Raw genomic sequence first — 22,774 nt, forward strand, 5'->3', positions numbered from 1 at the left:
CAAATTTTATACTATGAGCTACCAGCCTTCCAGCAAAAGATATCAAAATATTCAATACAGGCGCTGTGGCAACAGCGGCCTTAAACTACCTGCCCTGTCGTTGGGTTTATGGCACAACTTTGGATTTGTAAACGATTTTGAAAACAGCCGCAACATAGTGCACACGGCTTTTGATAATGGCATTACCCATTTTGATCTTGCCAACAATTACGGTCCGCCACCCGGATCGGCAGAAGAGGTTTTTGGAAAAATACTGCATTCTGATTTTAACGGCTACCGCGATGAACTTATAATTTCTACCAAGGCAGGCTACACCATGTGGGATGGGCCTTACGGCGACTGGGGTTCTAAAAAGTACCTGGTATCCAGCCTGGATCAGAGCCTTAAACGCATGAACCTGGATTATGTAGATATTTTTTACCATCATAGGCCAGACCCCGATACGCCCTTAGAAGAAACTATGGCGGCGTTAGACCTTATTGTGCGCCAGGGCAAAGCGCTCTACGCAGGTATATCTAACTATAATGCAGAGCAGGCTCAAAAAGCCATTGCTATATTAAAAGACCTTGGTACGCCATGCATTATTCACCAGCCAAAGTACAGCATGTTTGTACGCGACCCTGAAAACGGATTGCTGGATGTACTGGGCAATAACGGTGTGGGCTGCATACCCTTTTCTCCGCTTGCGCAGGGATTACTTACAGATAAATACCTTAATGGTATACCAACAAACTCCCGCGTGGCAACAAGTGGTGTTTTTTTAAACGAAAGCCACCTGACACCCGAGAAAATTGAGACAATTAAACAACTAAACAACATAGCCCAGCAACGTGGCCAAAAGCTTGCCCACATGGCGTTATCATGGCTGCTTAAAGACAGCAGGGTAACGTCAGTACTAATTGGTGCCAGCAGGCCAGAGCAGGTTTTAGATTCGCTGCAAAGCTTAAACAACATTAACTTTAGCGATGAAGAAATTCAGGCTATAGAGGCGGTTTTGAAATAGATCGCAAAAAATTAAAGGAAGTGCTTAGTGGTTCGGTAGCCCTGATGGAAGCGGCATCCTGCCGACGCAGGAGGCAGATAGAGCGCACAGCAGGAACATGGACTGAATTAAGCCCTAACGTGATGCTTCAACCTAAATTTAAAACCTATAGAAGTAATACAAACCATACAACCAATACATGAAAAAACTTATATACAGCCTGTTTGCACTTAGCCTTAGTTTAGGTGCTATGGCGCAGGGCGACAACTACGTACAGGATTATACTAAATTTCAGGGGCTTGCCCTTACCCCGCCTATGGGCTGGAACAGTTGGAACAAATTTGCCTGTAATGTAGATGAGAACATGGTAAGACAAATGGCCGATGCCATGGTTAGCACCGGAATGAAAGATGCCGGTTACACCTACATTAATATTGATGATTGCTGGCATGGCGACCGCGACGCAAAAGGGTTTATTCACCCTGATGCCAAGCGTTTTCCGTCGGGTATGAAAGCCCTTGCCGATTATGTGCACAGCAAAGGCCTTAAACTGGGCATTTATAGCGATGCAGGTTCGCAAACCTGTGGCGGCAGGCCCGGCAGCCGTGGTTACGAATTTCAGGATGCGCTTACGTATGCCGAGTGGGGTATTGACTACCTTAAATATGACTGGTGCAACACCGAGGGCTTAAAAGCCGAAGGTGCTTATAAAACCATTACTGCTGCCCTTAAAAAAGCAGGTCACCCTATAGTATTAAGCATTTGCGAATGGGGTACTGATAAACCGTGGGACTGGGGACAAAATGTAGGCCACCTGTGGAGAACTACGGGTGATATTTACAATTGCTTTGACTGTATTAAAGACCACGGCACCTGGAAAGCGTGGGGTGTTATGCAAATATTAGACAAGCAGGAAGGCCTTAGGCAATTCGCAGGTCCGGGCCATTGGAACGACCCTGATATGCTTGAGGTTGGCAATGGGGCACTAACGCCCGGCGAAGACAGGGCACATTTTACTATGTGGGCCATGATTGCGGCTCCGCTAATTGCAGGTAACGATTTACGTTCTATGAGCAAAGAAACCGTAGAAGTGCTAACTAATAAAGAGGTTATTGCCATAAACCAGGACAAACTGGGTGTACAGGGCTTTAAACTTAATGGTGCAGATGGTTTGGAAACCTGGGTTAAACCGCTTGCCAATGGCGACTGGGCTATTGCCTTTTTAAACCGCAGCGATAAGGCTCAGAAAATAAACTTTGACTGGGCTAAGCAAAATATTAAAGATGATATTGCCAAACTGGAAACGTCTTTTAGCACTACTACTTACACTATTAAAAACGTTTGGGATAAAAAAGATAAAGGCGCAGCTACAACTAAAAAAGCATTTGTAGGCGAAGTCGCTTCGCACGATGTTATTGTTTTGCGCCTTACTAAAAAGAAATAATTATGGTACAACGTTTTAAAATAGCAATTGCTGCAGTATTGCTTTCGGCTACGTGTTTTGCACAGCCGGTTAAAGAGCATGGGCAGCTTAGCGTTAAAGGCACACAATTAACAGACAGCAACGGCAAGCACGTTATGCTACGCGGCATGAGTTTTGGCTGGAGCAGTTTCTGGCCCCGTTTTTATAATGCAGGAGCCGTTAAATGGCTTAAAGAAGACTGGAATGCCAACGTAGTGCGCGCCGCTATGGGTGTAGAAGTAGGCGATGACGGCAAGACTTACAAAGACAACCCGGAGTTTGCCAAAAAGTGCGTTACCAATGTGGTAGACGCTGCTATTAAAGAAGGCATTTACGTTATTATAGACTGGCATAGCCATAATATTAACCTAAAACAGTCGAAAGCTTTTTTTGATGAGATGTCTAAAAAGTACGGCAACTCTCCTAACGTAATCTATGAGATTTTTAATGAGCCTGATGAGGAGACCTGGCCAAAGGTTAAAGCTTATAGCGAAGAGATTATAAAGGTAATAAGGAAAAACGACCCTGATAATATTATACTGGTAGGATGCCCGCATTGGGACCAGGATATTAACCTGCCGGCTAACGATCCTATTAAGGAATATAATAACCTTATGTATACGGTGCATTTTTATGCAGCAACCCACAAGCAGGAGCTTCGCGACCGTACCGATGAGGCCCTAAAAAAAGGGCTGCCGGTGTTTGTATCTGAATGTGCCGGTATGGAAGCCACCGGCGATGGCCCACTGGATTATAAAGAGTGGCAATTGTGGATTGACTGGATGGAAGAACGCGGACTGAGCTGGATTACATGGTCGGTTTCTGATAAGGATGAAACGTGTAGCGTGCTTAAAAAGTCGGCGGCATCGGATGGTAACTGGAAAGAAAGCGACCTTAAAGAGAGCGGTATTAAAACGCGCAGTTATTTAAAAACGCTTAATAAATAATATTTAATGTTGAGTTAGTTTAAATTTGGGTAAAAAGTCTTCCGCGCAATTGGAAGGCTTTTTTTTTTTGCATAAAAAAAGCCCCTGTAAATAGGAGCTTAAAATTATAAGGTAAAGTATTATGGCGTTTTACTTAGCTTCCAGTAGCCTAATATTTCTGCTATAAGTATTTTATAATCGTTAAAATGGATGGGTTTTGCAAAAAACCCCTGAACCGACATTTGATATGCCTTTTTAATATACTGCTCGTTACTACCCGATGTAGTTAAAAAGATATAAGGTATGCAACGCTCTTTAAGATCGGGGTCGCTAAATATGCGATCTCTAAGTGTAAAGCCGTCTACCTTCGGCATATTAATATCGCTCATCATCAGGAAAGGGTCGGTTCCGTTAGATTTAAGGTAGTCAATAACCGTAGAGCTGTCTTCCAACATTATCAGTTTATTGTTGTACTTATTTTCTGCCATTACCTGCTCAAATGCTTCCTGCAAAATCTCTCTGTCATCTGCATCATCTTCTACAATAATGATATCTCCGTTTTTCTTCATGCTTCAAATATAATCCAAAAAAATCGTCCTAAACAACATTAGGTAAAATGTTGTAAGAATTCTGACGAAGAACACTATTATATCCATAAAAAAACAGCGCTACTACCACGTGCGCTGCCTTTCAAGGAAAAAAAACGGATATTATAATTAGTAATCTTGGTTTGTTACAATTAAAAAAAAGCCGGAAGGGTAAGGTTTTAAACTAATTCAAATAAAAAAAACACACAACATTTACCTGAATGGCGAATACATCCTGAATTATTGCCTACTCCGGCTTTTTTGGGCTGCAATCTATATATATACTACCATTTAATAGCGAAAATTAATAACGTAAGTTTTACAGGATACATAATTGTTTACGCTTAGATAATGGTTGTATTACTGATTATCCTTACGGCAAAAATCGACGATTATAACCTATTAGCACAGGTAGAAACTACCTATTATATACAAACAGGTAATATTACGCAGAGCCTTAAAAATGGGATTGATAATTAGATAATTGGCAGTTCTTCTACCTTAATATGGTTGTGTTGTATGGCATAAATTACCAAACCTGCTATATTTTTAGCACCGGTTTTGGCAAACAGGTTATTTTTATGCCCTTCGGCAGTGCGTTGGGTTATAAACATAAGTTCGCCTATTTCTTTAGCGGTTTTCTGGTGGCATATATACCGCAGCACCTCTATTTCGCGATCGGATAACAACATGGTATTTTCTAAAACCGGCCTTGGCACTTTGGTAGGAATCTGTTCACGCAATACTTCCAACTGGTCTTCTTTAAAATAATAGCCCTGTTTGTGTACTGTGTGTATAATGGTAACTAACTCAAACGGCGATATACCTTTAGGCAAAAATGCTGCAGCTCCCGTTTTTAAGATAAAACCCATAAAGGTTTTTTGATAGTGCGATGAGATAATAATAATCTTAATATCCGGAAAATCGGTTTTAAGGCGTTGTGTTATTTCAATGCCATCCATACCTTCCATTCGCAAATCGAGCAAAATAATTTGGGGTGCAACGTTGGCGGTGGTAAGTTTCAGGAATAATTCGGCACCACTTTGGGCGGTAAACAGCACTTCAAGACCTTCGCGGTATTGCAGGTAATCGTGCAGCAAGCCTACAATAAGGGCATCATCATCGATTATGGCAATAGTAATATTTTCCTCCATTATTTAATCCTGTTTAAGCGGGTATTATAAAAAGTGCAGCAGTGCCTTTAGCACCGGGCTTAATGCGGTAAGCAGCATTAAAATACTGCATGCGCAGTTCCAGGCTTTGCATGCCCAATCCTTTTTTTTGTTGGGAGGCATCAAAACCTTTACCGTTATCTACAACCTGCAAAATAAGCTTTTTTGGGGTATGCCTAAGGTGTACCTTAATATTTGTTGCCTGGGCGTGCTTAACAATATTGGTAACCAGCTCCTGCACAACCCTTAACAACTGAATTTTAAATTCGGCGGTCAGCGTGGCATCAAAGCGAACATCGGTATAAAAATCTATTTCAAACCTTTTATCCCACGGGGTTACCACCTGCTCTATAAGCTCTTCTATGCTCAAAAATTCTAAAAGCGGTGGTGTAAGGTCGTGCGATATTCGTCGGGCATCGGTAATACTATCGGCCAACAGGGCATCCAGTTCCGGTTGCCCCGCCCCTATTTGGTTTTTCATCCTTATAAGGGTTAGCCTGCCAATAAGCCCATCGTGCAAATCGGCAGCAATACGGCCACGTTCGCGTTCCTGGGCATGCAGGCTGGTTTCTAACAGCATTTTTTGATGCTCTAACTGCGTTTGGGCTTTTTTAAGGTTAGCCTCCGTCATGCGTTTGTAGCCCGCGTGCATAATTTTTATTACAAACAATAAAATGGTAAACACCAATGCAATAGCAATAGCTATCCATAAAGCAATTATTTCAGGGTCTTGCCATTTTTCCATATCAAAAAATTAAATCTATAGCATTTATTTTTTAGATGCCACTCCGTTTTTTAAGATAAGCAGTGTTATATAAACCTCAAAACAAATTATGGCTATAGCATTAACAAACCAAAGATAAAATTTTAGGCCGGTTGGGTCGTTTACCAAAAAGTTAAATGGTAAAAACACAATGGCAGTTAGGGTAAAAAAGCAAAGCACGGCTGTGTTTAGCTTAAAGTACTGCCACCCGGTTTCGGCAAATGCATTTATTCTTTGTAAAAAGAAGGCAAGTGCCATAACTATAATTACAAAATTATCGGCCACTTTAGCGTAAGGCTGAAATTCGAGCTCGTTAATATCATTAAATATGTAGAGCACTAATATCTCTCCTACTATATATAGTACACCTAAAGCCCCAAGAATTATAAACAGCTTATGATGTTTTATAAGCAAAAACCGGTTGTAGAAATAAACAAAAAAGATAAGTTCTAACAAGCTGTAAATATGCAGCATTATAAAGTTATTGCCATACAAATACCCCACTATCCTGCTTGCTAAATCTGTAAACAGCATTATGCCTAAGTAGCCAACAAGTGCTTTATTAAGATTATCTAAGCGTTTATAATAAAACAACCCAAGTGCCAACCCTATAAATGCGGCTATAGGACTTAGCAAATAAAATTTGGCAGAAAACTCGTAAAACGTCATATTCAATATTATAATGATAACAGATAGAAACTATTAGACGCGGCCGATGCTCCATAAGGAGGTACTGCCGTAACAAAATCATCGTAATATACTTTAGAGGCCTCTTTGTTAGTAACTACCAAATCGGCAGTAAAGGGCACTGCTTCTTCGCCATTAGCCTTTAGGGCTAAGTTAATTATAACATCATCTACTTCAAAATCTTCGTTTGATATACTGAATGCCATAAATATACCATTGGTACTGGCGGACTGTTTGGGCACCCATGTGGTATAATTTTCGTCCCAACATGTAATACGCGCTTTTGCTACACCGGCAGGTATCCTGTCAGATCCATAACCACCTTCTACAGGGTAGCCCACAGGGCAAACCACTACATATTTAGAAATTTGTTTTGCGTATAGCTCATTATCATATTGAGAGGGTATAAGCAAAAACACCAGTTTGCTGTTGTGTATTGCCGGATACGCGTGTATTTGGGGTGAGCTAATGGCATACGCCGGAAGGTTATAAATAAAACTGTCTCCCTGGCTTAAATATTCAACCAGCTTATCGCTCTGTTTAGATATAGCAGCCCAATTGGCAAGGCTTTGTGCAATAACTTTTGCTTCCATAGTAAAATAGTAAGGTGTAAATATTAGTATTATAGCGCAAAGGTAGGTTTAAAATGGTTAAAAAAATAAAACCGTGTGGTAATTAAAACGTGTAAACACCAATAAAATAAGGGTATTCAGACAAATTATATCATCCTAAAAGATAATTAAAACATACCCAATATTGTAATATAAACGCTAAATTTTGTAATCAGTCAATAATTGTAGCGTAGTATATTTGTATATCAGTACAAAACTTTTTTCAAAATAATACAATACGTTTTTCACACAACATTTTGTATAAATCCGTTTTTAGTTCGCTAAAAACGGATTTTTTTATTGGATCGACCTTATTAGTAGTTGTTTTTATAAAGATTCCCGGCAGTTTCTCACACCCATTCATCATCTCCTAACAGTAAATTCCCCGTTTTTATAAGGCCTCACATAAAATACTTCAATTTATTTTAAATTTATTTTCGCAGTGTAGTATTAAATTATCCGGGCGCGTAAATACCATCCAACCTTTTAAACAACAGCAATATTACGGCAACACTAACATTATATTTTTGTAAGATTATTATTAATTTACAGCATACATAAGGCATCTAAATTCCTTATTCATTAAAAATATTATCAAAAATGCTTGCAGTACTCAATAATGGTTGTATATTTGCACTCGAAACAACGCGGGATAGAGCAGTAGGCAGCTCGTCGGGCTCATAACCCGAAGGTCACAGGTTCGAGTCCTGTTCCCGCTACTAAGGAAGCTTCCCACACCGGGAAGCTTTTTTCATTTTAAGCATATTTGTTATGGCACATAAAGCAGGTTTTGTAAACATTATAGGCAACCCCAATGTGGGCAAGTCTACCCTTATGAATGCCTTTGTGGGCGAAAGATTATCTATCATTACCTCTAAGGCACAAACTACACGCCACCGTATACTTGGTATAGTTAACGGCGACGAATTTCAGGTGGTATTATCAGATACGCCCGGCATTATAAAACCCGCATACGAGTTGCAAAACTCGATGATGGATTTTGTAAAATCAGCATTTGAAGACGCCGACGTACTTATATACATGGTAGAGATTGGCGAAAAAGAACTTAAAGACGAGGCTTTCTTTAACAAGATCATCCACGCTAAGATTCCGGTGCTACTACTGTTGAATAAAATAGACATTAGCGCACAGGAGCAACTGGAAGAACAGGTGCAACTATGGTCGGAAAAAGTACCTAATGCGGAGATATACCCAATATCGGCACTTAAAAACTTTAATGTAAAAGAAGTTTTTAACCGCATATTAGAGTTATTACCGGAGTCGCCTCCTTATTATCCTAAAGATGCACTTACAGATAAGCCCGAACGCTTTTTTGTAAATGAGACTATTCGCGAAAAAATACTTATAAACTACGATAAGGAAATACCTTATGCGGTAGAGATTGAAACCGAAGAGTTTATAGAAGACGACAACATTATACGCATACGCGCCGTGATTATGGTAGAGCGCGAAACCCAGAAAGGCATTATTATAGGCCACAAAGGGGCAGCCATTAAACGAGTAGGCATCCAGGCCCGCGAAGACCTTGAAAAATTCTTTGGTAAACAAATACACATAGAAATGTTTGTAAAGGTTAACAAAGACTGGCGCAGCAACAGCTACCAGCTAAGGCGCTTTGGATACAACAATAAATAAGTAGAAAAGCATTAAATTTCATGTTTAAAGTTTCAGGTTTCATGTTGCCACTCAGAACTTTAAACTTTAAACCTGAAACTTTAAACAAAAACACTACTTTTGCAAAAATTTAAAATAAGCTAATGAATAATATCGTAGCCATAGTAGGACGCCCAAATGTGGGGAAATCTACCTTTTTTAATCGACTGATACAGCGCAGAGAAGCTATTGTAGACTCTGTTAGTGGTGTTACGCGCGATAGGAATTACGGTAAGAGTGAATGGAACGGGAAAGAATTTTCGGTTATAGATACCGGTGGTTATATTAAAGGATCTGATGATATTTTTGAAGCCGAAATTCGCCGCCAGGTAGAACTGGCCATCGATGAGGCCGATGTAATTATATTTTTGGTTGACGTTGAAGAGGGTATTACCCCAATGGACGACGAAGTGGCAAAACTGCTTCGTAAAGTAACCAAACCAGTGCTTTTGGCTGTTAATAAGGTAGATAACTCTATGCGCGAGAAAGACGCTCTTGAGTTTTATAACCTTGGCCTTGGCGATTATTATACTATTGCAGGTATGAGCGGATCCGGTACCGGAGACCTTATGGATGCCCTGGTTAAACTTTTACCGGAGGCTGTAGCACCCGATGAAAATGCTGTTGCATTGCCGCGTTTTGCTGTTGTAGGCCGCCCAAATGCAGGTAAATCGTCTATTATTAATGCGCTTATTGGCGAAGACCGCTATATTGTAACCGATATTGCCGGTACTACCAGAGATGCTATTGATACTACGTACAACCGTTTTGGTTTTGAGTTTAACCTTGTAGATACCGCCGGTATCCGCCGTAAGGCAAAGGTTAAAGAAGATTTGGAATTTTATTCGGTTATGCGATCGGTTAGGGCTATTGAGCACAGCGATATTATAATCCTTGTAATAGATGCCACCCGTGGCTTCGAAGGCCAGGACCAAAGTATCTTTTGGCTTGCTGAAAAAAACCGCAAAGGCGTAGTAATCCTGGTTAATAAATGGGATCTTGTAGAAAAAGACACCATGAGTACCCGCGATTACGAACGTAAAATTCGCGAAGAGCTGCAACCGTTTACCGATGTGCCTATCCTGTTTGTATCGGCCATTAACAAACAGCGTTTACTTAAAGGGCTTGAAACTGCGGTAGAGATTTTCGAAAACCGTAAGCAGCGTATTGCCACCTCTAAGCTTAACGAAACCATGTTACCAATTATAGAGGCTATGCCGCCACCGGCATTAAAAGGTAAGTATGTAAAAATTAAATTTTGCATGCAGTTGCCAACCCCTACCCCTCAGTTTGTGTTTTTCTGTAACATGCCACAGTATGTTAAAGAGCCTTACAAGCGTTTTCTTGAAAATAAAATGCGCGAAATATACAACTTCTCAGGCGTGCCTATAGATATCTATTTCCGTCAGAAATAATAGTTCAACAACTATAAATCAAAATCCTGAAAGCTTACTTTCAGGATTTTTTGTTTGTATATCCCTTCACAAAAGCTATTAAACCAAATACTTAGTCGGTTTTTAAATATAAACACCAAAAAACTGTAACTTTTTTCTTAAAAGTCCGACTATACTATAGCAGGCTCTATACTAAAACAGAAAATTAGCTGTTTATAGGTTTAACCTTACTATAACCAACACCTTACTTACATGCACAAAATCTTTACGCTATTTTTATTTTTAGCCTGTACCACATTTAGTTTTAGCCAAACAATTACCCTTAAAGGAAAAATTACCGGCCCTGATAACTTTCCGCTCGAATCTGCAACGGTTTACATAACATCGGTAAAAGACTCATCGATGGTAGACTACACCATTACCAATAAAAACGGTAATTGGGAACTTAAAACCAAGAGTATCGACAAGCCTGTTTTTCTTAAAATATCGTACGTTGGCTTTGCCGATTACAAACAACAGTTTGACAAACTTACCGAAAGTAAAGATTTTGGCACCCTTAAAATGGAAGACCAGTCGACTAATCTTAACGAGGTGGTAATACAGGGCGAGATACCCCCTATCAGGATAAAATCGGACACGCTGGAGTTTAATGCAGCATCATTTAAAGTGCGCCCCGATGCCAACGTACAAGCCCTGCTTAAACAACTACCGGGTGTAGATATTGATGATGAAGGCAAGATAACCGTAAACGGTAAAGAGGTAAACCAAATATTGGTAAACGGCAAGCCGTTTTTTGACAAAGACGGTAAGATTGCCCTGCAAAACCTGCCTGCCGATATTATAGAAAAGGTTCAGGTTACTGATACCAAAACAAAATCGGAAGAGCTTACCGGCCAGAAAGCCAGTGGCGATAACGCCAGTATTAACCTTACCATAGACGAAGAAAAGAACAAAGGCATGTTTGGCAAGGTTATGGGCGGCTACGGCAGCGATAAACGTTACGAGAGCAGTGCGCTTGTAAACTACTTTAAAGGTGCACGAAAAGTAAGCCTGTTGGCATCATCCAACAATATTAATACCAGCGGCTTTAGTATGAACGAGATTTTTGACAGCATGGGTGGCGGCAGGAATATGTCGGTTTACACCGATGATAATGGAGGTGTAAGTATCAATGGACAGCAGTTTGGCGGCGGTGGCAGCGGTATTACAACCTCTAATATGGTGGGCCTTAACTACGCCGACGAAGTTAAAAAAGGTACCGATGGCAGTGCCAGTTATTTTTACACCAGTGCCGATACAGATAACGACAACCGTACTAAAACAACAAATTTTTTACCTACTACCACCGATGAGTCCGGCAACACGTTAGACGAGAGCTTTATAACAGAATCTGCCTCAACTACCCGAAACAATAAATATGCGCACAATTTTAGCAGCGAATTTAATGTTAAAATAGACTCAACATCGGGCATTTGGTTTGCACCAAAATTCACAAAAGCAAACTCTCAGGTGCGCAATACTACAACACGTTTTTCGCAAAGGCTTAACGACGAAAGGCTGCTAAATGACAGCCAGGGAACTACGTATGATGAAAACGATAATAACGGCTTTAGCAATAACTTTAACTACTACAAATCGTTAAACAAACGTGGCAGGATGATTAGCGCCACTTTTACCAACAACAATAAAAAAGACGACGGATCTGAGCTTAACCAGTCTACCACCAACAGCTACTCTTACGATGGCACAGGGGCGCAAACTGTTGCAACCGACATCCGTAACCAAATTAGGTACAACAGGCAGACCGAAGACAATTATAACCTTACGCTACAGTATTTTGAACCCATAGCCGATTCGGTTAAAATTAAAGTGAGCGGTAATTACCTGCTTGACAAAAAAGTGAACGACCGTGATGGTTTTGATTTCGACGAAGCTACCGGTGGGTACACTGCTTACAACGATTTGCTTTCTAACCGATTGGTTTCTAATACCAATACTTTTTTGCCCAGTGCCGGTCTTACTATAGAAAAAAGCAAGCTTTGGTTAAGTGTAGAAGGTGGTACGCAGATTACCAAATTCGACAACTACTCGTATTATCTTGGCGATAAATATACCTTTAATAAAAATTATGTATTGCCGTATGCCGATATGCAGGCTAACTACCAGATAGCTAAATCTAAAAGCATCTACATGAATTATAACTATGCTGTAGAGTTTCCGCAGGCCAACCAGGTATTGCCGGTAGAAGACATCAGTAATCCGCTATATACTTACATTGGTAATCCTGACTTAGATCCGCGTCGTTATCACAGTATGTATGTAAGCTTCCGCGATTTTGATTATGCAACGCGTTCAGGCTATAGCATTTATGCAGGGGGTAATTATGATGACAAGGCTATATTAACCTCTACAACCGTAGACGAGAGTGCCAAAAGCACCACAACGTATGTAAACATTAGCGATACATACACCGCCTGGTTTGGTGGTACTTGGCACAAAACCATTAAAAAAGAAGCTAACACCTTCAGGTTTAACCTTGGCTTTACCACAGCCTTTGCTGCTAATAAAGGTTTTTTAAATAGTACTATGTTCGATTCTAAGGTGCTGAGATTATCACCTGTCATGGGCTTTACTTACGAGTATGGCGAACTGCTAACCATTAACCCAACCTACAGCTACACCTACCGCCAGTACGATTATAACAACTACCAGATATCGCATGCTTCTAATTTTGTTCATAAAGTAAAACTGCAAACCACAAGCTACTGGCCTAAACATATTGTTTTTGGTAACGATTTTGGTTACACCTACAACTCGCAAATTGGCGATGGCTTTAAAAAAGATTTCTATTTATGGAACAGCAGCCTTGGCTATAACTTTTTAAAAGACAGGCTGTTATTTAAAGTAAAAGTATACGATTTACTTAACCAGAACCAGGCAACATCGCGCACACTAAGTGCCACAACCATTGTAGACCAGGAAAATACGGTACTAAAACGCTACGTAATGTTCTCGCTAACTTTTAAATTAGATAAAATTGGCGCTAAGAAAGAAGGTAACGATAGCCCCTTTTGGTGGTTCTAAAAAACAAGAAAAGGCTGCAATTATGCAGCCTTTTTTATGCCCTATAGCCGGGGACATGTGGCTATAAACGCATACTAACTTTTTTAACCCCGCCGGAAAATACGATGCTCTTCATTACCATTGCCGACACAAACAGGAGGTTGGCCATGCAGGTAACAAAAAATACAAAAGCAATTTGCCGTGGGTTTTGCAACTTTTGGCTGCCGTTTTGCAGGTAACTTACAAGTTCGTCATAATTAGACAGGTCTATAATTAAATAGAGGCTGGTAACATTAGCAACTATAAGTATAAAAGAAAATACATAGTTAAATTTCATAATAGTAAGGATTTAATCGGCAGCGCCGGCAGCAACAGATGTTATTACCGCGGTAGCCGTGTTAGTATTTGCACCACTTATTGCCCCTACAATACTGCTCTGCGTTTTAACCCAGCCCCTGTTTCTGTCTTTAGCATACGATATGCCGTAGCGGGCAATAGAGGTGGTAGTTAGTATCAACTGTTTATCGGCTGTGGTAAGCAGGGTATCGGCAATAATAGAGGCTTCAAAGTCAACAATATCATCGTAAACATCGTCAAAATCGGCCGTTTCAAAGCCGGGCAGCATATCGGTAAAATCTTTCAGCCTGTTTCTACCTCTTGTACTTGTATTTGTAGTGGCCGTTATAATGGTTGACGGTGTTGTTGCATTGCTTATCACATTAGATAATGCAGTAGTTGTAATACCACTATATGTGCTGCTTATAGCCGTAAAGCTGCTATTACCGTCTGAAGTGTCTTCTACATCATATATTACCGTAGAGAGCACGCTTGTTGGCGTAAAGTGGTCAAGGTATTCGTCTAATATTTCGGCATGCATCTTGCCGGCACCATCATACACATTAGATAAGTTTTTAGGGTCGGTTACAGTCCTGTTACCCGCATTGGGGTTTATAAAATTGCTTTGGTTCACAGTTTCGGCAGTCAGGGCGTTATCATCTGAACTGCATGACATTAAAAGAAAAGAAAAACACGCTACCGCTAATGAAAATTTTTTCATGGTACTAAAGGTTTTGGTTAAATTTTCCAGTTCTTTTCTTTCCCGGGTAAGAGAACTTTTCTTTGTAACCGGGGCAGCTTTTAACCCCTGATTACATTGCCAAAACTATTGCATGCATAATGCGCCCACAAACATTATAATATGCAATTCGCGAATTAGAGACTACGAATTCGCGAATTACACCCTCTAAAAATTATCTTTATTTATTTAATATTCAAATACTTAATTCAAAGTTCAAACAATACGCTTTAAACATTGCCGCTAATGATTTATATTTACGGTAGCAACGCTTTTTAAGAGGCTAAACGAGGGCTATAGCCACTTAAAAAATTTATTTATTACATAAGTATGATTAAAAACTACCTCTATATTTCCCTGTTACTCTGTGTAGTATTTTGCCATAGGGTTAGTGCCCAGAACGATACCCTGTTAAACAGGTCTTATGATTATTTGGATGAACAGATAGATGTGTACGCAAACGACAGCCTGCGCCAGTGGATGTACCTTAATGCCTATCTAAACAAGGCAGTTAAAGAAGATAACCGTCAAAAAATAGTAAATGCCTATAAGAATATGGCATTATTATCAGACACTAAAAAAGACCTTTTTTATGCCGATAAGATGCTTAACGCCGCAAAAAAAACCGATAATACAGATCTAATCGGGTCGGCGTATTTAACCAAGGGGATATTATATCAATATAGAAAGCACTATACCAATGCTTTAGACAATTATATTTTTGCTTACGACAATCTTAAAGACTCTAAAGACGACAACCTTAAGTACGAATCGAAGTTTTATATAGCCCATATTAAACTCTACCTTGGCTTTTATGATGAAGCTATTGCACTTTACAAAGAAACCTGCAGCTACTACTCTAAAACCAACGATTATAACAGTAACGGTGGCTACCTCAGCTCGTTACATTCGCTAAGCCTGTGCTATAACCGCAAGGGCGACTACAATCAGTGCACGGCCACCACTACTTTGGGCCTTACAGAATGCAACCGACTGAAGAACACCCACATGCCTGCTTTTTTTAAACATTCTGAAGGTATTAACCAATACTATAAAAAGCAGTACAACAAGGCTATAGAGGCGCTAAACAGCACGTTACCGGATATGGTTGCCAATAACGATTTTGCCAACGAAAGCTCCAGCTACTTTTATATTGGTAAAAGCTACGCCGCACTTGGCGATAACGATAAGGCAATGACTTACTTTAGAAAGGTAGACCGCATATTTACTGATAAACAATACATTAGGCCCGACCTTAGGGAGAACCTGGAGATACTCATTAACCACTATAAAAACCTGGGCGACACCAAGATACAGTTGCATTACATCAATAAGCTGATAAAGGCCGATAGTATTTTGAACCAGAATTTTAAGTACCTGTCCGGTAAAATGCACAGGGAGTTTGACACCAGCACTTTAGTGTACGACAAAAAGAAGATAGAACAGCAATTAGCTGGTAAAGAAGCTACTACAACCATTTTATACATAGTGGTTGCGGTATTGTTTGTACTGATAATGGTATTACTATACAGGTACTATAAGAACCAGTACCTGTACCGACAAAAGTTTGAAGAGCTGATGGCCAGCCATGAAGAGAAAGAAAAACAGGACGAATCGGACATTGTGGCACAACGGCCGGAGAGCAAAAAACCCGATATTAACCCCGAAGTGGTTGCGGCATTGCTAAAAAACCTTGAAAAATTTGAGGCCCAACACAAGTTTTTACAGAAAGACCTTACACTTGTTAACCTTGCTTCGGCATTTAGCACCAACACCAACTACCTTTCTAAGGTGGTTAGCTATTACCGTAACAAGAACTATATCACCTACTTAAACGATTTGCGCATCGACTATATAGTAACACTTTTAAAAACGCAGCCCAAATACCGCAATTACACCATTAAGGCTCTTGCAGCAGAATCAGGCTTTAGTACGGCGCAACATTTTAGCAAGGCCTTTTTTACCCGAACGGGTATTTACCCCTCTTATTTTATAAATGAAATAAATAAAGAATTCGAGATTTTTACACTGGTATAAAAAAGCAAAGGCTGCACAAAATGCAGCCTAATATTTCACTTTCGGACTCTGAGATTGACATCTAAAGCCGAACGTTTATAAAGTCATAAAGTTTAAAGTCCAAATCTGAAATTTTCACTTTTGGATTTTCAATTTTTAGCTCTCAAATCTGAATTCTCAAATCTGAATTCTCAATTCTCAATTCTCAATTCTAAAATCTGAATTCTCAATTCTCAAATCTCAATTCTCAAATCTCAAATCTATTATCTCAATTCTGGAATCTCAATTCTGGAATCTCAAATCTAAATTCTAAAGTCTATTATCTATCTTCTATTATCTTACTTCTGAATATCATCTTTCGCCTACCAGCTTCCGCCAGATCCGCCGCCGCTAAATCCGCCGCCACCAAAGCCACCTCCAAAACCGCCGCCGCCACTAAAGCCGCCACCGCCTGAAGAACCTCCGCCGCCAAAGCCACCACGGCCCATGCTTCCTAAAAGTATACCGGTAAGCAGGGATGATCCAAAATCATTACCACGGTTATTACCGCCAAAACCACCACGGCCGCCTCCACCGCCACCCCTGCGGGATATTAGTGCTATAATTATGATAATGAATATAATAACAAATATGGCAATGCCGCCACCCAGGCCATCGCTCTCTTTACCGTCTCCGCCCCTACGTTCGCCTTTGTACTTGCCCAAAAGCATCTGAAAAATAGCATCGGTACCCTTATCAAGGCCATTATAGTAGCTACCGGCCTTAAATTCGGGGATAATGACCTTACGGGTCATTTCGCCCACCTGCCCGGCTGTAAGGCGGTCTTCTACACCGTAGCCTGGAGAAATCCATATCTCTCTTTCCTTCTCGGCAAGCAATATCAAAACGCCGTTATCTTCCTTAGCCTGGCCAATGCCCCACTCCTGCGCCCATTTAGGCGTTAGCAGGCCAATGTTCTCGCCATTAATGGTAGGCACGGTAATAATTACAATTTGGGTAGACGTACTATCGCTGTAGCGCACCAGTTTTTGCTCCAGGTCGGTTTTTTCTGTAGCCGACAATATCTTGGCGTAGTCGTACACACTGGTCTGGAAACTGGGTTTTTCCGGAATTTCAAACTGCGCAAAGGCATTTTGCGTAAAAAGCAAACTTATTGCAAGCAATAACAGGCTTAACCTAAGTATTTTTTTCATTATCCTCTTGATATTGTATCGGGCAATTCGTTTTTATCGTCATCAGCATACGGAAAGTACTGCTTAAGGCGTTCGCCCGCCCTAAGTATACCCTCTACCAGCCCGTGTTTAAAGCGTTGTTCTTTAAAATGGCCCAAAACCACATCTTTGGTACAATCCCAAAAATCGGCTTCAACCGCTTTATCAATGCCCTCATCGCCAATAATGGCAAAGGCGCGGCTTTGTACACCAACATAAAACAAAACACCGTTACGGGCTATTGTAGCATCCATGCCTAAAACATGAAAAACCTCCTGTGCCCTTTCAAGCGGAGGTTTTTCTGTTATGTTTTCGATATGCACCCGTATCTCGCCCGATGTGTTTTTTTCGGCCTGCTTTATAGCATCAATAATCGCTTCTTCATCGGCAGGGGTTAAAAAATCAGCTTGGTCAGACATGGGTTACTTAATATTAAAGTTTACATCAACCGGTTTATCGGCACCTTCAACAGAGTTAAAGAATGGTTTTTCTTTATAGTTGCCTAAAAATAACGAGTTAGGGAATTTTAGTATATAATTATTATACTCCTCCACACTCTCGTTAAAGCGCGTACGGGCGGTCTGGATGGTATTTTCGGTACTGGCCAGTTCGTCCTGCAGCTTTAAAAAGTTTTCGTTAGCCCTAAGCGTTGGGTAATTTTCTACTGTAGCAAGCAACCTGCCAAAAGTAGACTGTACGCCTGCCTGTGCTTTACCAAAAGCCTCTAATTGCTCTGGCGTTGCGTTTGCAGCATCTACCTGTATAGAACTTGCTTTGGCCCTTGCCTCTGTAACTGCGGTTAGTGTACCTTTTTCAAAATTAGCAGCACCCTCTACGGTTTTAACTAAGTTGCCAATAAGGTCGTTACGGCGCTGGTACGATGTTTCTACATTACCCCATGCCTTGCCTACCGCCTGGTTTTTAGGTATGGCGCCATTTTTAATGCCTACCGCCCAAAAACCTACAATTGCCACTATAGCTACAATAATAATTACGGGTATTAACCACTTTTTCATTTTATGTTTTTTTAAAGTTCGTTTTTAATATTTGTTAAGCTGGTTTTTATAGCTTCTAATTTACGAATAATCTCAAACTTATCCATAGTTTTTTTCTGCCCCTCTTTAAGGTGCACCCTTGCACCATCCAGCGTAAAGCCGCGCTCTTTAACCAAATGGTAAATAAGCTGCAGGTTTTTTACATCATCGGGCGTAAACATGCGGTTACCTTTTGCGTTTTTTTTAGGCTTAAGCACATCAAACTCCTTATCCCAAAACCGGATAAGGGATGCATTTACATTAAAAGCCGTGGCAAGCTCGCCAATGCTGTAGTATCGTTTTTCGGGCAGGTCTAAATGCATTAATCTAAAGATTGGTTTTCCTGGTTAGCTAATTTAGAAATTAAAATGTATTCTTTAGCAGAAATGTTTCCGTAATAAAAATTTAGCGGGTTTACCACCGTGCCGTTCTTGTGCACCTCGTAATGCAGGTGGGGCGCCTCGCTGCGGCCGGTGCTGCCCACGTAACCAATAATATCGCCACGCTTAACCTTTTGCCCCGCCCTTGCCTTATACTTGCTCATGTGGCCGTATAACGTCTCATAACCATAACCGTGCCTTATTACAATGTGGTTGCCATAGCCCGATGAGTTGGCATCGGCCACGGTAACAACACCATCGCCGGTGGCATAAATGGGCGTGCCTGTACGTGCAGAGAAATCCATGCCGGCATGAAATTTACGTATCTTGGTAAAAGGGTCGCTCCGGTAGCCAAAGCCCGATGCCATGTGGCGCAAATCTTCGTTCTTAACCGGCTGTATGGCCGGTATTGCGGTAAGCAGCTTGGCTTTATCTTTAGCCAGTTTGGCAATCTCGTCTAACGATTTAGATTGTATAACCAGCTCTTTAGACAAAACATCGAGCCTGCGTGTAGTATTTTTAACCAGTTCAGAGTTATCATAATTATCGAGCCCCTTGTAGCGGTTAACCCCGCCAAAGCCGGCCTTGCGCTGCTCATCTGTAATGGGCACGCTGTTAAAATAGGTGCGGTATACATTGTTGTCGCGGTCTTCTACACTGCTAAGGGCTTCTTCCATAAGGGCACTCTTGCGGTTTAAAACCTCATATTGCAGTTTCATGTACTCAATTTCGCGGGCCTGCAGCCTGTCTTTAGGTGTTTCAAAAAACGGAGTGTTAAGTAACACCACAAAACACAAAAAACCAAACAATGCCGCTGCCACTAAAAACAGCACTATAACACCAATTTTACGGCCCTTTTTGGTCTTTATTTTGGTAAACGCCAGGTTTTCGGGATCGTAATAATATTTTACCTTCGCCATGTTGCTAAATTATCCTATTTTTGCACCTTACATAAAAATGCCTTGCGGTGCAAGTATAAACCATAAACGGACAAATGTAATAAATGTTACTGTTTTTTGTCTGCTTTTTCGTTCGTAACGGCAATTTAGTGTTAAAAATAACATCATAAAACAAACTTTCAGCGGCATGAAATCTCAGGATATCAGGAAACAATTCCTGCAATTTTTTCAGGACAGGGGCCATTTAATAGTTCCGTCTGCACCTATTGTTACCAAAGACGACCCAACCCTAATGTTTAACAACAGTGGTATGGCGCAGTTTAAGGAATTTTTTCTTGGCAACGGTACCCCAAAGAGCAAGCGTATTGCCGATACCCAAAAATGCCTTCGCGTTAGCGGCAAGCACAACGACCTGGAGGATGTAGGCTTTGATACCTACCACCACACCATGTTCGAAATGCTGGGCAACTGGAGCTTTGGCGACTACTTTAAAAAAGAAGCCATTAACTGGGCGTGGGAACTGCTTACCGAAACTTACAAGATACCTAAAGATATTTTATATGTTACCGTGTTTGAAGGCAGCCCCGAAGAAAACGTGCCTTTTGACCAGGAGGCGTATGATATATGGAAAGGCCTTATAGCCGAAGACCGCATACTTTTAGGTAACAAAAAAGATAACTTTTGGGAAATGGGCGACCAGGGGCCGTGCGGGCCGTGTTCTGAAATTCACGTAGACATCCGTTCTGCCGAAGAAAAAGCACTTGTGCCGGGCAAAGACCTTATAAATAACGACCACCCGCAGGTTGTAGAGATTTGGAACAACGTATTTATGGAGTTTAACCGTAAAGCCGATAAATCTTTAGAAAAACTGCCTGCACAACACGTAGATACCGGTATGGGGTTTGAGCGCCTTTGCATGGTTTTGCAGGGTGTACAGTCTAATTATGATACCGATGTTTTTACCCCGCTTATACAAAAGATAGAAAGCATTACGGGTACTAAATATAATTCTAAGGCAGCTAATGCCGAAGAGGAGAAAGTTAACATTGCCATACGCGTTATTGCCGATCACGTTCGTGCAGTGGCCTTTGCTATTGCCGATGGGCAGCTGCCGTCTAACGGTGGTGCGGGTTATGTAATACGCCGCATTTTAAGGAGGGCCATACGTTACGGCTTTACCTTTTTAAATACCAAAGAGCCGTTTATAAACGAACTGGTTGCGGTACTTGCGGCACAAATGGGCGATTTCTTCCCCGAGATCAAATCGCAGCAAAGCCTTGTTACTAATGTAATCAGGGAAGAAGAAGCTTCTTTCTTAAGGACGTTAGACCAAGGATTGATATTACTGAATGATTTGATGATCTCTCATACTGAACAACTTTCAAAACAGAAGTTGGAAATAGCTGGTGACTATATTTTTAAACTGTATGATACTTTCGGATTCCCTGAAGATCTTACAGCTTTAATTCTTAAAGAAAACGGTTTTACTTATGATAAGGAAGGCTTTGATGCCGAGCTTAAAAAACAAAAAGAACGCTCTCGTGGTGCCAACGAGGTAGCTAAAGGCGACTGGGTTATTTTAACTGAAGGTAACACCGAAACCTTTGTTGGCTACGACCAGCTTGAAAACGAAGTTAAGATTACCCGCTACCGTAAGGTAGATTCGGCTAAAGATGGTGTACTATACCAAATAGTTTTAGATGCTACCCCTTTTTATCCTGAAGGTGGTGGCCAGGTAGGCGACCGTGGGGTGCTTAAGTCTATTAACGAGTCGATTGAAATACTGGATACCAAAAAAGAGAACAACCTTATAATACACACCACTACCGAGCTTCCTGAAAACGTAGCAGGTAGTTTTACAGCTACCGTTAACGCTAAGGTAAGGCAGGATAGCGAAAGCAACCACTCGGCCACCCACCTGCTGCACCAGGCGCTTCGCAGCATTTTGGGCACGCACGTAGAGCAAAAGGGGTCGTTGGTTAATGCCAATTACCTGCGTTTTGACTTTTCGCACTACGCTAAAGTTACCGATGAAGAGCTACAACAGGTAGAAGACTTTGTAAACGCACGCATACAGGAGCATTTGCCCCTTATAGAAAGGCGCAACATTCCGTTTAAGCAAGCGGTGGAAGAAGGTGCTATGGCCCTTTTTGGCGAAAAGTACGGCGACAGCGTTCGTGCCATTAAATTTGGCAACAGCATGGAGCTTTGCGGTGGTACGCACGTTAAAAACACGGCCGATATATGGTTCTTTAAAATTATTAGCGAAGGCGCTGTAGCGGCGGGTATCCGTCGTATAGAGGCCATTACTAACGATGCGGTTAAAAACCATTTTGCCGCACAGGAAAAAGCGCTGGACGAAATTAAGTCGGCCCTAAAAAACCCGCAGGACACGCTTAAAGCAGTAGTGTCTTTACAGGATGAGAACGCAAGGCTTAAAAAACAACTGGAGCAACTGCTTCGCGATAAGGCCAAGAACCTTAAAGGCGAGCTGGCTGCAGAACTGCAGGAAATTAACGGTGTACAGTTTTTAGCCAAACAGGTAGACCTGGATGCTACCGGCGCTAAAGACCTTGCTTACGAGCTGGGCAACCTTGGCACCAACCTGTTTATTGTTTTGGCAACTGCCGAAGCCGGTAAACCCATGCTAACCTGCTATGTATCTAAAGAGCTTGTAGCTGCTAAAGGCTTAAATGCCGGGCAGGTAGTGCGCGAACTGGGCAAATACATACAAGGTGGTGGCGGTGGCCAGCCGTTTTTTGCAACCGCAGGTGGCAAAAACGAGGCCGGCATACCCGAAGCACTGGCTAAAGCCGCAGATTTCCTGAGGTAAAGCGT

At 41.2% G+C, this 22,774-nt stretch carries 21 protein-coding genes and 1 tRNA gene; 10 read left to right on the forward strand and 12 right to left on the reverse strand.

What is annotated here, in order from left to right:
- Positions 1-13: 13 nt before the first annotated feature.
- From mgrA to G509_RS0104505, 3 genes are all read left to right on the forward strand, one after another.
- Entirely contained in the window at positions 14-1,003 is a 990-nt protein-coding gene (gene mgrA, locus G509_RS0104495; RefSeq protein WP_026990431.1) for an L-glyceraldehyde 3-phosphate reductase, read from the forward strand.
- A gap of 178 nt (positions 1,004-1,181) precedes the next feature.
- The gene (locus G509_RS0104500; RefSeq protein ID WP_026990432.1) at positions 1,182-2,426 is read left to right on the forward strand and encodes a glycoside hydrolase family 27 protein; all 1,245 of its coding nucleotides are present in this window, start codon (positions 1,182-1,184) and stop codon (positions 2,424-2,426) included.
- 2 nt (positions 2,427-2,428) lie between these two features.
- Positions 2,429-3,391 carry a glycoside hydrolase family 5 protein gene (locus G509_RS0104505; protein WP_035738481.1) on the forward strand — a complete coding sequence of 321 codons (963 nt, stop codon included), beginning with the start codon at positions 2,429-2,431 and terminating at the stop codon, positions 3,389-3,391.
- A 119-nt stretch (positions 3,392-3,510) separates the two neighbouring features.
- Here the strand turns inward: G509_RS0104505 and G509_RS0104510 are convergent, their stop codons facing one another.
- Entirely contained in the window at positions 3,511-3,939 is a 429-nt protein-coding gene (locus tag G509_RS0104510; protein ID WP_026990434.1) for a response regulator, read from the reverse strand.
- Between the two features lie 369 nt (positions 3,940-4,308).
- Between G509_RS0104510 and G509_RS23810 the strand changes: the two genes are divergently transcribed.
- Positions 4,309-4,437 (forward strand): hypothetical protein, encoded by a 129-nt coding sequence (locus G509_RS23810; RefSeq protein ID WP_262486779.1) that lies wholly within the window; start codon positions 4,309-4,311, stop codon positions 4,435-4,437.
- Here G509_RS23810 and G509_RS0104520 read toward each other — a convergent pair.
- The 4 genes from G509_RS0104520 to G509_RS0104535 are packed head-to-tail and all read right to left on the reverse strand — an operon-like array spanning position 4,434 to position 7,172.
- Positions 4,434-5,111, reverse strand: a complete 678-nt coding sequence (locus G509_RS0104520; RefSeq protein WP_026990435.1) for a response regulator transcription factor — start codon at positions 5,109-5,111, stop codon at positions 4,434-4,436. The two genes, G509_RS23810 and G509_RS0104520, sit on opposite strands and share 4 nt — an antisense overlap.
- Before the next feature lie 13 nt (positions 5,112-5,124).
- The gene (locus G509_RS0104525) at positions 5,125-5,874 is read right to left on the reverse strand and encodes a sensor histidine kinase (RefSeq protein WP_026990436.1); all 750 of its coding nucleotides are present in this window, start codon (positions 5,872-5,874) and stop codon (positions 5,125-5,127) included.
- Between the two features lie 24 nt (positions 5,875-5,898).
- Positions 5,899-6,561, reverse strand: coding sequence for a hypothetical protein (locus tag G509_RS0104530; RefSeq protein ID WP_026990437.1), 663 nt, complete (start codon positions 6,559-6,561; stop codon positions 5,899-5,901).
- An 8-nt stretch (positions 6,562-6,569) separates the two neighbouring features.
- Entirely contained in the window at positions 6,570-7,172 is a 603-nt protein-coding gene (locus G509_RS0104535; RefSeq protein WP_026990438.1) for a hypothetical protein, read from the reverse strand.
- A 664-nt stretch (positions 7,173-7,836) separates the two neighbouring features.
- Here G509_RS0104535 and G509_RS0104545 point away from each other — a divergent pair.
- From G509_RS0104545 to G509_RS0104560, 4 genes are all read left to right on the forward strand, one after another.
- Positions 7,837-7,909, forward strand: a tRNA-Met gene (locus tag G509_RS0104545).
- 52 nt (positions 7,910-7,961) lie between these two features.
- Positions 7,962-8,846, forward strand: coding sequence for a GTPase Era (era, locus tag G509_RS0104550; RefSeq protein ID WP_026990439.1), 885 nt, complete (start codon positions 7,962-7,964; stop codon positions 8,844-8,846).
- Between the two features lie 122 nt (positions 8,847-8,968).
- On the forward strand, positions 8,969-10,279 hold the full coding sequence (gene der / locus G509_RS0104555; RefSeq protein ID WP_026990440.1) for a ribosome biogenesis GTPase Der: 1,311 nt from the start codon (positions 8,969-8,971) through the stop codon (positions 10,277-10,279).
- Positions 10,280-10,510: 231 nt separating this feature from the next.
- On the forward strand, positions 10,511-13,342 hold the full coding sequence (locus tag G509_RS0104560) for an outer membrane beta-barrel protein (protein ID WP_026990441.1): 2,832 nt from the start codon (positions 10,511-10,513) through the stop codon (positions 13,340-13,342).
- A gap of 61 nt (positions 13,343-13,403) precedes the next feature.
- Here the strand turns inward: G509_RS0104560 and G509_RS0104565 are convergent, their stop codons facing one another.
- Positions 13,404-13,658 carry a hypothetical protein gene (locus G509_RS0104565; protein ID WP_026990442.1) on the reverse strand — a complete coding sequence of 85 codons (255 nt, stop codon included), beginning with the start codon at positions 13,656-13,658 and terminating at the stop codon, positions 13,404-13,406.
- Between the two features lie 12 nt (positions 13,659-13,670).
- Positions 13,671-14,378 (reverse strand): hypothetical protein, encoded by a 708-nt coding sequence (locus tag G509_RS0104570; RefSeq protein ID WP_131450705.1) that lies wholly within the window; start codon positions 14,376-14,378, stop codon positions 13,671-13,673.
- Positions 14,379-14,726: 348 nt separating this feature from the next.
- Between G509_RS0104570 and G509_RS0104575 the strand changes: the two genes are divergently transcribed.
- Positions 14,727-16,433 (forward strand): helix-turn-helix domain-containing protein, encoded by a 1,707-nt coding sequence (locus tag G509_RS0104575; protein ID WP_035738484.1) that lies wholly within the window; start codon positions 14,727-14,729, stop codon positions 16,431-16,433.
- Between the two features lie 341 nt (positions 16,434-16,774).
- On the opposite strand, the gene G509_RS0104580 is transcribed toward G509_RS0104575, so the two are convergent.
- From G509_RS0104580 to G509_RS0104600, 5 genes are read right to left on the reverse strand one after another with little or no spacing between them, the layout of a single operon-like run.
- On the reverse strand, positions 16,775-17,605 hold the full coding sequence (locus G509_RS0104580) for a TPM domain-containing protein (RefSeq protein ID WP_117590868.1): 831 nt from the start codon (positions 17,603-17,605) through the stop codon (positions 16,775-16,777).
- Complete coding sequence (locus tag G509_RS0104585) at positions 17,605-18,042, reverse strand: TPM domain-containing protein (protein ID WP_026990446.1); 438 nt, start codon at positions 18,040-18,042, stop codon at positions 17,605-17,607. Before G509_RS0104585 ends, G509_RS0104580 begins: the two co-directional genes overlap by 1 nt.
- A gap of 3 nt (positions 18,043-18,045) precedes the next feature.
- Positions 18,046-18,639, reverse strand: coding sequence for a LemA family protein (locus G509_RS0104590; RefSeq protein ID WP_026990447.1), 594 nt, complete (start codon positions 18,637-18,639; stop codon positions 18,046-18,048).
- A gap of 11 nt (positions 18,640-18,650) precedes the next feature.
- On the reverse strand, positions 18,651-18,980 hold the full coding sequence (locus tag G509_RS0104595; protein WP_026990448.1) for a MerR family transcriptional regulator: 330 nt from the start codon (positions 18,978-18,980) through the stop codon (positions 18,651-18,653).
- A complete protein-coding gene (locus tag G509_RS0104600; RefSeq protein ID WP_026990449.1) occupies positions 18,980-19,957 on the reverse strand; it encodes a M23 family metallopeptidase in 978 nt (325 codons plus the stop codon). The genes G509_RS0104595 and G509_RS0104600 overlap by 1 nt, the downstream gene beginning before the upstream one ends.
- Positions 19,958-20,123: 166 nt before the next feature.
- Here G509_RS0104600 and alaS point away from each other — a divergent pair, with 166 nt between their 5' ends.
- Positions 20,124-22,769 carry an alanine--tRNA ligase gene (gene alaS / locus G509_RS0104610; RefSeq protein WP_026990450.1) on the forward strand — a complete coding sequence of 882 codons (2,646 nt, stop codon included), beginning with the start codon at positions 20,124-20,126 and terminating at the stop codon, positions 22,767-22,769.
- The last annotated feature ends 5 nt before the right edge of the window (positions 22,770-22,774 follow it).

The organism is Flavobacterium subsaxonicum WB 4.1-42 = DSM 21790 (assembly GCF_000422725.1).
Classification (GTDB): Bacteria; Bacteroidota; Bacteroidia; order Flavobacteriales; family Flavobacteriaceae; genus Flavobacterium; species Flavobacterium subsaxonicum.

Bases quoted from the DNA above. Each gene is read 5' to 3' on its own strand.
- G509_RS0104500 (WP_026990432.1), top strand. From the start codon at position 1,182: ATGAAAAAACTTATATACAGCCTGTTTGCACTTAGCCTTAGTTTAGGT.
- G509_RS0104570 (WP_131450705.1), bottom strand. From the start codon at position 14,378: ATGAAAAAATTTTCATTAGCGGTAGCGTGTTTTTCTTTTCTTTTAATG.
- G509_RS23810 (WP_262486779.1), top strand. From the start codon at position 4,309: ATGGTTGTATTACTGATTATCCTTACGGCAAAAATCGACGATTATAAC.
- G509_RS0104510 (WP_026990434.1), bottom strand. From the start codon at position 3,939: ATGAAGAAAAACGGAGATATCATTATTGTAGAAGATGATGCAGATGAC.
- G509_RS0104580 (WP_117590868.1), bottom strand. From the start codon at position 17,605: ATGAAAAAAATACTTAGGTTAAGCCTGTTATTGCTTGCAATAAGTTTG.
- G509_RS0104525 (WP_026990436.1), bottom strand. From the start codon at position 5,874: ATGGAAAAATGGCAAGACCCTGAAATAATTGCTTTATGGATAGCTATT.
- G509_RS0104530 (WP_026990437.1), bottom strand. From the start codon at position 6,561: ATGACGTTTTACGAGTTTTCTGCCAAATTTTATTTGCTAAGTCCTATA.
- G509_RS0104565 (WP_026990442.1), bottom strand. From the start codon at position 13,658: ATGAAATTTAACTATGTATTTTCTTTTATACTTATAGTTGCTAATGTT.
- era (WP_026990439.1), top strand. From the start codon at position 7,962: ATGGCACATAAAGCAGGTTTTGTAAACATTATAGGCAACCCCAATGTG.
- mgrA (WP_026990431.1), top strand. From the start codon at position 14: ATGAGCTACCAGCCTTCCAGCAAAAGATATCAAAATATTCAATACAGG.
- G509_RS0104535 (WP_026990438.1), bottom strand. From the start codon at position 7,172: ATGGAAGCAAAAGTTATTGCACAAAGCCTTGCCAATTGGGCTGCTATA.
- G509_RS0104590 (WP_026990447.1), bottom strand. From the start codon at position 18,639: ATGAAAAAGTGGTTAATACCCGTAATTATTATTGTAGCTATAGTGGCA.
- G509_RS0104595 (WP_026990448.1), bottom strand. From the start codon at position 18,980: ATGCATTTAGACCTGCCCGAAAAACGATACTACAGCATTGGCGAGCTT.
- G509_RS0104505 (WP_035738481.1), top strand. From the start codon at position 2,429: ATGGTACAACGTTTTAAAATAGCAATTGCTGCAGTATTGCTTTCGGCT.
- G509_RS0104585 (WP_026990446.1), bottom strand. From the start codon at position 18,042: ATGTCTGACCAAGCTGATTTTTTAACCCCTGCCGATGAAGAAGCGATT.
- alaS (WP_026990450.1), top strand. From the start codon at position 20,124: ATGAAATCTCAGGATATCAGGAAACAATTCCTGCAATTTTTTCAGGAC.
- G509_RS0104520 (WP_026990435.1), bottom strand. From the start codon at position 5,111: ATGGAGGAAAATATTACTATTGCCATAATCGATGATGATGCCCTTATT.
- G509_RS0104560 (WP_026990441.1), top strand. From the start codon at position 10,511: ATGCACAAAATCTTTACGCTATTTTTATTTTTAGCCTGTACCACATTT.
- G509_RS0104600 (WP_026990449.1), bottom strand. From the start codon at position 19,957: ATGGCGAAGGTAAAATATTATTACGATCCCGAAAACCTGGCGTTTACC.
- G509_RS0104575 (WP_035738484.1), top strand. From the start codon at position 14,727: ATGATTAAAAACTACCTCTATATTTCCCTGTTACTCTGTGTAGTATTT.
- der (WP_026990440.1), top strand. From the start codon at position 8,969: ATGAATAATATCGTAGCCATAGTAGGACGCCCAAATGTGGGGAAATCT.